General features: G+C 47.8%; 6 protein-coding genes. 1 reads left to right on the forward strand and 5 read right to left on the reverse strand.

What is annotated here, in order from left to right; genetic code table 11:
* Positions 1-55: 55 nt before the first annotated feature.
* Complete coding sequence (locus tag AC1DP6_RS32395) at positions 56-571, forward strand: DinB family protein (protein ID WP_477058571.1); 516 nt, start codon at positions 56-58, stop codon at positions 569-571.
* Between the two features lie 210 nt (positions 572-781).
* Here the strand turns inward: AC1DP6_RS32395 and AC1DP6_RS32400 are convergent, their stop codons facing one another.
* From AC1DP6_RS32400 to AC1DP6_RS32420, 5 genes are all read right to left on the reverse strand, one after another.
* A complete protein-coding gene (locus AC1DP6_RS32400; protein ID WP_477058572.1) occupies positions 782-2113 on the reverse strand; it encodes a hypothetical protein in 1332 nt (443 codons plus the stop codon).
* A gap of 127 nt (positions 2114-2240) precedes the next feature.
* Positions 2241-4523: an aminotransferase class III-fold pyridoxal phosphate-dependent enzyme gene (locus AC1DP6_RS32405; RefSeq protein WP_477058573.1), complete on the reverse strand. Its 2283-nt coding sequence runs from the start codon at positions 4521-4523 to the stop codon at positions 2241-2243.
* 10 nt (positions 4524-4533) lie between these two features.
* Positions 4534-6420: an MGH1-like glycoside hydrolase domain-containing protein gene (locus AC1DP6_RS32410; RefSeq protein ID WP_477058574.1), complete on the reverse strand. Its 1887-nt coding sequence runs from the start codon at positions 6418-6420 to the stop codon at positions 4534-4536.
* A gap of 1 nt (position 6421) precedes the next feature.
* Positions 6422-9508, reverse strand: coding sequence for a glycoside hydrolase family 2 TIM barrel-domain containing protein (locus tag AC1DP6_RS32415; protein WP_477058575.1), 3087 nt, complete (start codon positions 9506-9508; stop codon positions 6422-6424).
* 8 nt (positions 9509-9516) lie between these two features.
* A partial coding sequence (locus AC1DP6_RS32420; RefSeq protein ID WP_477058576.1) for a RagB/SusD family nutrient uptake outer membrane protein occupies positions 9517-10737 on the reverse strand: 1221 nt, incomplete at its 5' end.

Genomic DNA, 10737 nt, shown 5'->3' on the forward strand with positions numbered 1-10737 from the left:
GCAAACATATATCAAAAAACAGATAACTTACATCATCCTAAAAATTCTATGCGTAATGAAAAGAACTGCCTGGTTTGAAAGAGTATTCCCCTCCATTGAAGACAATGGGCTGATGCCTTCCATTATTGAACGTTTAAGTGGTACCCCTGCCCGGGCCGAAGAAATGGCCGGTAAACTGGCCCCTGCTTTACTCACCCATAAGTTAACCGATCGATGGTCCATTAAAGAAGAAATAGGCCATCTTTCTGATCTGGAGCCCCTGTGGTCTGGCCGGGTGGATGATTTTATCAAAGGACTGCCTGAGTTAAGGGTAGCCGATTTATCGAATCAAACCACTCATAAAGCCAATCATAATGCTACTGAGATCAGGGTATTACTGAAGCGGTTCAGGGAACACAGAAGACAATTCGTCGCCAAACTCTCGAACCTGGATGAAACACAGTTAGTCAAAACTGCGCTACATCCCCGTCTGAAAACACCGATGCGGGTAATTGATCTGGCACATTTTGTAGCAGAACACGATGATCATCACCTGGCCAGCATCAGAGAAATACTGGCGGAGATAAGCTGATGTATGTAGTCGTCATTATTACCCCTTGCTTATATCCTCATCCCCATGAAAGAAAAAACCCAACAACAAAATGCTGTACTGCTTTGGAAAATATTTCGTGACAGATACTCCATGACATTCAAAAAATACCTGAAGTAAATCGCGTATAAATACAAAAGCCCGGTCAGCCGATATTATCAGCTGCCGGGCTTTGACATTAACAACACCCCTCTATTCTGCCAGTTCGCTCAGTTTAGTAATCTCAATACAAATAATACAATAACAAAAACCATTTACACAGGCACAATCGTATACCTTTCCGTTGCATTCCCTGGTGGTACAATCAGTACAGCCTGCAGGCCGGTTAGCAGATTGTAATATCTCTACAATGCGCTGCTGATCTCCCAAATACTTATATACTTTATGATCCTTTTTGAAAGAAACTTTCATTCCTTTTAATTCACTGTCTGATGTGACCAGCTTAAACAATTTGGGGTCTAATACTTTTTCGTTGCCGTTATTTACAAATAGGGTGTTTAAAAATTCAACATCTTCTTTGTATGGACGGGAAACGCCTTTTTCTGAAATACCTTTCGCCGCCGGCTGGTCTTCGTTTTTACGACCACCGGTGTAGGTACGTTTGTCTTCTGCAATAGCCGTAGCAGCATTGGTAGCACTATTTTCCACAGGTGAAGTCTCCAGGTTAAGCGTACCCGGTTTGGTGACTTTACCTCTTAAGCGATGCCTTTGTACGGCGCTGCCACCGTTCACATGACCTGTCCTGAAAGTATAGCGGAGTCCAACTCCGGCACTCATGTATTTATCTGGTCCTTTGGTAGTGCTGATAATGTAGGGTTGATTGGAAAGCTGTGCGCTCAGCTCCTTGCCATTTCCGGTAAAATCAACGTGACTAAGATCTCTGTAGGAGATGGTAGTTTCCTGTTGCCCGGGCTGCAGCAAGTACTGCACATTGGCCACCACTGCCCAGCGACCGGAGATATTACAAGCGAGACTTATTCCCGGCTTCAGCGTAAAAACATTATTGGCGTCATCGGCTGGCGGCTGATAAGCCATAACGTTGGTACCGGAAATATTATCTACGATCGCGAATTCCGGAGCAGTACGGTGGGTGATCCCTCCTTTCAGAGAGAGCGTAAGTGCCAGCGCACGCTTACGAAAAGTATATTGCGGCCCGGCGAGCACGTAGGTACTGGTCCATTTGTTGCTGCCGTTATGAATGCTGAAAGCATCCATTCCTTTTAATGCTTCACTGTATTGATGGAACGCGTTGTCCATTTTACTGGTAAAAATGCCTGCATCTGCTCCGATTCCAAATCCGCCCCAAAACAATTCCAGGCCTATATTAGGATTAAAGCTCCAGCCATTAGATACGCCAGTGGAAGAAGAAGTACCTCCGTTGGCCGATAATGAAATATTTCCTCCGGGATTTTTGCCTCCCTTTACGATAACACCTTTTATGGGTTGTCCTGGCTTGTTTTCCTGTGCCAGCAGGTGTATACTACTGTAAATTATAAGTGCAATGGCAATAGTAATTGTTTTCATGATCGGGTGTTTTGTTGTTATGTACAGGTATATCAACAAACCGGACAAATTGTTACCCCCATCACGAAAAACGGGCATAGCAGACGCTATACCCGTTGTAGTAATGGTGTATGATGCTGATGGTTGGTTACAATTCTTCCAATACCTTATCCAGGTGCCATAAAAAAGTATCAGCATTCTCTTTATTAAACACCATGGGTGGTTTTATTTTTAATACATTATGTAATGGTCCATCTGTGCTGATCAGGAATCCGCGGTCTTTCATCTTTTCTACTATTACATCTATTTCCGGCACAGCAGGTTCCTGGGTATCCCTGTTGCGTACGAGTTCAGCCCCAATAAATAAGCCATGCCCGCGTACATCACCGATAATAGGATGTTTATCCATCAACAGCCGCAGTCCATGTAAAAAATGTTCTCCTGTTTCCAGTGCATGTTGCTGCATCCCTTCTTCCTGTATCACCTGCAATACTGCTCTGCCGCAGGCCATAGATACAGGATTGCCACCGAAGGTGTTGAAGTACTCCATGCCATTATTGAAGGCATCTGCAATGGCTTGTGTAGTAACAACTGCTGCCAGCGGATGACCGTTGCCAATAGGTTTACCCAATACAACGATGTCAGGTACCACGTCCTGCAGCTGGAAGCCCCAGAATTGATTACCAACACGGCCAAAGCCTACCTGTACTTCATCTGCGATACAAAGACCACCAGCGGCCCGCACATGTTGATATACCTTTTCCAGGTATCCCGGGGGCAGCGGAATTTGTCCGCCCACACCCAGCAGCGTTTCGCAGATAAAGGCGGCAACACCTTTTCCTTCGCCCGATAATCTTTCAATGATGTCTGCTATATCCTGTGCATAGGCGGCGCCGGCATTTTCGTGTCCATACCGGTAAGGCCCCCTGTACAGATCCGGGTTGACGGCTTTATGCGTATGGGCAGGTTTACCAAAACCACCTTTGCCGTCGAACTTATAGGGACTCAACTCCATGGCTACCGTAGAGGTGCCATGATACGCGTGGTCCAGGACAATCACATCCTTTTGTTTGGTAAAATGACGGCTCATGCGGATGGCCAGGTCATTGGCTTCACTACCGGAGTTGGTAAAATAGCAAACTTGCAATGTTTCCGGCAAGGTAGCGGTAAGCTCACGGCCATAGGCTACGAGGTCATCGTGCAGGTAGCGGGTATTAGTATTGAGCCGGGCAGCCTGTTGCTGGATGGCCTGCACTACGCTGGGGTGGCAATGGCCTACATGGCTTACATTATTTACACAGTCGATATACGTACGGCCTTTATCATCATACAGGTACTGCAGCGCACCTTTCCATATCTTGAGTGGCTGCTGATAGCTGATGCTGAGGTTACGCCCGATATGTTGTTTTCTTTCCGCCAACAGGGAGGTGTACTTGTCTTCGGGGATAATTTCAGGAGAAAGACCGGCGGCTACACGGAACGCATCTGTGGCGGCCATTGGGTTTATCTTTATCAGCTGATATAATAATCTCCAGGCAGCCTTTTCCGTGATAAAATGAAAAGGGTTACTGCTTCCTTCTGCGGTATGTTTGGCTGAATTGGTAACGCTGATGCATAAACGCGCAGCGATCAGGTAATACAGACTGGCAATTTCGGGTGCTGTTAACGGCCATTCCTGATGGTAGCCTTTCACTACCATTGCGGCGGCAGCCAGCGGATCTTGCTGATGCAACATAGCATAGGTGCAGGCAATAGCCAGGTTATTCACCAGCTGTGTATATACCATGTCGCCAAAATCTATCAGGCCGGTGACAGCTTCGTTTTTCACCAGCACGTTATAATCATTGGCATCATTATGTATCACAGCCATCCGCAAATGCGGCAGCTGCGGCACTATTTCCGTTTCAAACTGCAGGAGGAAGTAAGCGGCCATCCGGCGGCGTTCATGGTCTTTAATGGCGCTTAAATGCTCCTTTGCCGCCATGGTATTACGAAGGTCCCAGCTGCAGATACGGTAGGCTGCCGGATGCGCAAATCCTTCCAATGCACGATCCATGCTACCCATAAATTGCCCCAGGCTATTTAAAAGCGATGGGGTATGCGCTATTTCTTCTGCCCATATCTTCCCTTCCAGGAAAGTAAGTATCCGCATGTAGCCTGCAGTCGTAACCGTTATCGCCTCACCACTACGGTTTAACTGCACCTGTTGAAAACCTTCAACAACCGGTGTATCTGCCAGGTGCTGCAATATCTTCACCTGGGCATCCAGCAGATACCAGTTACTGTCCATACCTGCTACCTTGCAAATGTAGCGACGACCGGTATTATCTGTCAGGAGGTAGTTGCTTTCTTCATAGCCGTCCAACGGTTGTACACTTACCTCCATTCCGTAGTGCTCCTGCACCAGGACTTTCATTTCTGCTATATCCATGATGTTTAATTTACTCGCGCAATAACAATAAAGTATGTGCTGCCGACCAGCTAAAATTCGGTGCATTCAACCCTTTGCCGGTCAACGGATGATAGTTTTCATACAGTGGCAACTGATCATTCATCCCGGTGGCATGCTGCCATAGCTTACCTAAAAATTCATCTGCCAGCTGATCGTATCCATATGCCTTCAATCCCGCCACCGCAAAATAAAACTGGTCCAGCCACACAGGACCGCGCCAGTATCCTTTCAAAGGATCAAAGTTGGGATGGTCAGCACTTAACACCGGCAAAGGAACGGTGGTATTAAATTTCTTTTCCTGTTTCAGCACTGCCGCTACTGATGCTGCCTGCTGCGGATTGGCGATGCCTGCCCACAGTGGTATCCAGCCTTCTGCGCCGGCAACTTTTACCAGGGATGTATGACGATCGTAGTAAAATCCAGTCTCAGCATCATAATACTGCTGATTGATTTTTTCTTTTAACGAAGTCGCCTGTAATGTCCACTGATCCTGCAAATGCAGTAGCGCAGCCATTTTACCAAGATACAATTTTTCTGCATAGAGGTACGCGTTCAGGTCTACAGACGACTGATCGAGTGACCACGCATGCGCATTATTCTGTTGCATCCGGGCATGATCAAAACGCACGGCATTGTCCATGCCGCTTTCCCAGGCGGCGGCAATGCGGGTACCATCAGTGGCGCCGTATTCACAAAGACTATCCCCATCATGATCTCTGTTGGCATACCACCAATGATGATATCGTACCAATGGTGCATACATCTCTTTGATAAAAGCAGTATCCTTTGTTTGCCGGAACACTTCCCACACCGCCCATGCAGCAAGCGGTGGTTTGGTATCCCGTGCATTATTTTCTTTACTGTTGGTATAAATACAATCCACTACCATCCCATCTGCCTGCTGATAATCAAACATGGCGCGGATATTATCTTTTGCCAGCGCAGGATTAAACACACATACTGCAGCGGCCTGTTTCCAGCTATCCCATGCCCAGAAGCCATAGAATCCCTGGTAGCTGGCGGAAGGAAAAATGCCGTCATGTTTCAGATCACCGGCAGCGCTGCGCCAGTTGGTGATCAGCGTCATGATACATTTCACCATAAGGCGGCGCTGTGTGGTATCACCTGTAAAACATGCCTGCAGGTAATTATTCCAGCGTTGCCTGTTTTGTTGCAAAGCCGTGGCGAAATCTTTTGTACCCGACTGTTCCCGATAGCTCTGCAACTGTGTTTCCTGCCAGGTTCCCTTTGCCGGCAGGCCGATGGTTTTGACGGCGGAATAACTACTACCCGCTGATTTTATTTTCCATTTATCCGCCGACAAATACGTCATATAAAACGTATGTCCGTTGCCGTTAATCTCCAACTGCTGGTCCTGCTGCTGCCATACCTGGTTGCGCAGCGCTACCGTCCCCTCCCACTCCAATGATAATTCCCTGCGCCGGTTAGCCTGATTGGTAATGGTAGCCTGAATCATTGCCGTATTGGCACTGCTGAAAATCAGTTGTAAACGGATATCCATCTCCGTTAGCTGATAGCTTTGTGCTATCAGCCCCGGATAGTAATGAGGTGTTCCTTTCTCCGGCAGCAACTCTTTCCCTGCTTCAAACACATGGAGCTTAGCAATAGCATTGCTGAGCCAGCGACCGTCCATATCCATGAGCAGCGGACCGATGAAAGCGCCGTAGTCCTTTGTTCTGGCAGGCAGTGCATAGGCATGCCATGCACCCATATCTGAAAAAAAACTAACCCCTACCTTGGAAGTATCTGCTACAAAATGTTTGATGTCCAGTACGTCTGTAAACTGCTGCCTGTCTGCCTGCTGCGCTTTTACCCCGAGGGTGCTGCAACACAATAACCACCACCATTTCCTCATATTATTCGAATCTTTGTTTAGCTTGTTGTACCGGTTCAGTGCCGGGCATTAATCGTCTTAATGTAAAAGTGTATTGATAAGTACGGCAGGGCAACTGGTATTCCGGATGTGCTTTGGCACCCCAGCTGTTATCGCCGCCCACGCCTTGTTGCAGATAATCGATATTCCACCAGATCAGGTTTTCATTCAATATAGAATGCCCGTGTTTATTCTGCCTACGATCGAAATCCAGGTTATCCATATTAAAATGTAATACCCCTGCGCTGAGTAAAGTGTCGGAGAAAAACAGCCATCCGGACTTGTCTTTATCCTGCAGCGCCATCCAGCTGATATCCGTGCGGTGACCACTTTCCTGCGCACGTGGATAAGGATGGAACAGTTCATCTGCCGGCAGATGGTATACATCTACATCGGCGGCATATTTCCGGTCCTGGTAATTATCGAAAGGTCCACGACCCAGCCAGCTAACCTGGTCATATGCTGCCGGCAATATCATGCGCATACCCATGCGGGGAATTTCCGGCAGGGTGGTATCGGCCGGTGTAAACTGTACGGCTACGGTAATGTCTCCATTCACCGCAATGGTATAAGTGGTGGCGTAGGTAACTTTTACTTTCGGGAGATAGTGAACTGTTTTCACCTGCGTACGCGTAGTACTCAGGGGCGTGACTTCAAACTGCTTTAACGTTGCACCTTCCAGCGCATGTTGCCAGATGCCGCAGCGCACCTGCAGGCTGTTGCCGATATCATTGTCGGTAGCAGCACGCCAGAAGTGTGGCAACAAAGGCCCCTGCATCAGCGGCTTGTTATTGGACGTATATGTTTCCAGCCAGCCGGTGCTTTTATTAAATCCGGCGCTGAATAAAACATTGCCAATACTGCCGTCTGCTTTTACTTCCAGTGGTGGACCGGCAAGGGCACTTTTCGCCATCGGCAGATACGCCGGCAGCTTATACTGCTCCGTGGCGACGATGGCATTTTTCTGATCTGCTACTTCAAAATGAAGGTAGTACACCGTTCCTGCGGTTGGTGTGATATCAGGCAGGGCGATGCTCATCAGTGTATCTTTACCGGGATCCAGCGATAACTGCGGACAATCCCCTGCTGCTATAATAGCTCCGTCTCCTTTAATTTTCCAGCGAATCGTATATGCCTGCAGGTTAGTAAAGTCAAAGCGGTTGCTGACCCGCCATTTACCTGCTTCGGGTTTCACCTGTACATTCTGATAAACTTTCTTTACTTCAAATGCCTGCGGATGCGGAGTACGATCCGCGGCCAGCATGCCGTCTGCGCAAAAGCTGGTATCGCTGGTAGCCCCTACAGTACCCATATCACCGCCATAGGCCCATATCTGCCGGCCGTTGGCATCTCTCTTTAAAAAAGTCTGGTCGGCAAAGTCCCAGATAAAGCCTCCCTGTAACCGGGGGTGCTGATACATCATTTCCCAGTCGTCCTGCAAATTACCGCCGCTGTTGCCCATCATATGCGCATACTCACATTGAATAACCGGGCGATTATCTTTCGCCTGCAGGTATTTTTGTAAGACGTAAACAGATTTGTACATCGGGCATATAATGTCCGTCCACTCGTTACTGCCGGCAGCTTCATACTGTACCGGTCTTGTATTGTCTTTTGCTTTGATGTATTTATAGGTGGAGATAAAATTCTGTCCGAAGCCACTTTCATTGCCCAGCGACCAGGTAACGATGCTGCAATAATTCTTATCTCTTTCCACCATACGTTTGGTGCGATGCAGGTAGGCCTGCTCCCATTCCGGTTTATCAGAGAGTGTTTGCCATGGATGAAAAGACATGCCATCACACTCTATGTTGGCTTCATCTATCACGTAAATGCCATACTCATTGCAGAGGTCATACCATTCTTCCGTATCAGGATAGTGGCTGTTGCGCACTGCATTAATATTGTATTGTTTCATCACCTCCAGGTCTCTGCGCATGCCTGCGGATGAAACTACGCGGGCACGATACATATCATGTTCATGGCGGTTCACACCTTTGAAACGAATGGCTACTCCGTTGAGTAAAAACAAACCACCCTTTATTTCAACAGTGCGGAAACCAATCCGCTGTGCCATACTTTCTACCACAGCACCTTGCTGATCGAGGTGTGTGATCACCATGGTATACAGCGCCGGATGCTCTGCGTTCCACGGTTTCACGTCTTTCAACAAGGCTTCCATCTCCCAGGTACTATCTTTCCCTATTGTCCATTCTTTGGTCAACAGCGCCTTTCCTTCATCCAATAACTGCACCTGCATCCGCTGCCCTGCTTCCTTAGCCAGGGGCAGTCTGTTCAATGTCAGAGCCAGACTGAACTGCCCATCTTTATATTGATTTACCAGTAATGGCTTTGCGAAGAAATCGTACAAACATAGCTTTGGCCTCGCCACGAGGTATACACTGCGTTCTATGCCGCTCAGCTTCCACATGTCCTGCCCTTCCAGGTAGGAGCCGTCATTAAAACGGAATACCTGGATCGCAACACTGTTGGTGCCGGATTGCAGGTATGGAGAGATATCAAATTCAGACGGGGTTTTACTGTCTTTACTAAGACCTACATATTGTCCGTTTATCCATAAGTAGAAAAATGAATTCACGCCGCCCAGGTGTATCCATACCTGTTTATTTTTCCAGTTGGCTGGTACCGTAAAATCCCGGCGATAGGAACCTACCGGGTTAAAGTCTGCCGGCACTCTTGGCGGATCTGGCGGAAAAGGATATTCAACATCTGTAAAAATGTAACTATCATATCCTGCTGTTTGCCAGTTTTCCGGTACCCGTATTTTTTTCCATTGGGAGACATCAAAATGCTTCTTATAAAAGTCTCCGGGGCGTGCAGCGGGATTGCGGGCAATATGAAACTGCCAGGTGCCATCCAGCAACAACACAGCTGCACGCGCGGAATCCCGGCGTACAGCTGCTGCTGTGTTGATATAGGGTATGAAATGGGCATGCGGTGGCAATACATTTTCGGCTACCTTCTGCGGGTTCTCCCAGTCATTCGTTTGTGCGCAAATGGGAGTAATGCCCGGTAGCAGCGCCAGTAACAACAGTAATTTATAGTACATACATCCGCTTATTGAGCCATAGGATTATTAACCGTTTCTTTCAGCGGAAGTGGATAAAAAGCTTTGTCTGCCGGGAACGAGCGGCCGGCTTCTTTCATCTTTGCCTCCAGCAAACCCCATCTGCGCAAGTCATAGTAGCGGCTACCTTCCATGGTAAACTCCATCACTCTTTCATGCACTATCTGGTTAAACACAGCAGCTTTGCCGGTGATGTTCAAAGCAGGCATTTTCGCCCTGTCCCGCACAGCATTCACGAGGTCCATAGCGCCGGACTTACCTAATTCGTTCAATACCTCTGCCTGCATCAGCATCACATCTGCCAGGCGGATCAGCGGCACGTTGATGGCATTGTCATTACCCAAACGATCGAGCGAAGCAGGTACCCATTTCCGGAAAGCGATCACACTGGTGCCAGCCCCGAAAATATCATCGTAAGTATAGCCATAAGCCCTTGGCGTAGTACCATCATTAAAATAAGGATCGTTGAAAACGATGCTGGCATATACGCGGTGATCATACAACTGATCGCTGGCGGTTCTGCCTTCTTTCAGCATTTCTGTCAGCAACCGCGGTGTGCCATAAATCTCTCCATAACCACCCATTTGAGAAGCGGCTACCCAATCACCCAGGTAAGAACCATAGGCTGCACCATTATTAACATCAGAGGACTGCTGTAATTCAAAAACGGATTCCTGGGTGTTCTTGGCAGCACCATTGAACATGCTCATAAAATTGCTCTCCAGGTGATACTGGTTAGAACTGATCACTTTACTCAGCCATTCTCCTGATTCAGTGAGCAAAGCGGTGGCTGTTCCTTTATCCTCTCCTGCACGATACAAATATGCCTTTCCTAACAGGGCCTGTGCAGTTCCTTTGGTCACACGACCCAATTCCGCATCCGGACGCTCGCTTCTCAGCGGCAGTACTTTCTCTGCAGCCTTCAGCTCATTACAGATAAAGTCCCACGTTTCTTTTCGCTCAGATAATCCTTTGGGCAGGTCTGCTTCTTTCAAAGGCACTTTATCCCTGATAATGATTTTCTCAAAATCGACAAGCAGCTTGTAATGATAGTAAGCACGGAGAAAATGTGCTTCTCCGAGGATCATGTTGCGGGACGCATCATCTATCATTTCCGGCTTCATCGCCGTTACATTTTCCAGTACCTGGTTGGTATAATAAATGCCACGGTAGTTTTCCCGCCATAACAAATCGATGGCGTAGTTACCGGA

The sequence above is a fragment of the Chitinophaga sp. 01L420 genome, assembly GCF_056399985.1.

Excerpts from the sequence above, each read along its gene's own strand:
- AC1DP6_RS32400 (WP_477058572.1), bottom strand. The coding sequence starts at position 2,113 with ATGAAAACAATTACTATTGCCATTGCACTTATAATTTACAGTAGTATA.
- AC1DP6_RS32395 (WP_477058571.1), top strand. The coding sequence starts at position 56 with ATGAAAAGAACTGCCTGGTTTGAAAGAGTATTCCCCTCCATTGAAGAC.
- AC1DP6_RS32410 (WP_477058574.1), bottom strand. The coding sequence starts at position 6,420 with ATGAGGAAATGGTGGTGGTTATTGTGTTGCAGCACCCTCGGGGTAAAA.
- AC1DP6_RS32415 (WP_477058575.1), bottom strand. The coding sequence starts at position 9,508 with ATGTACTATAAATTACTGTTGTTACTGGCGCTGCTACCGGGCATTACT.
- AC1DP6_RS32405 (WP_477058573.1), bottom strand. The coding sequence starts at position 4,523 with ATGGATATAGCAGAAATGAAAGTCCTGGTGCAGGAGCACTACGGAATG.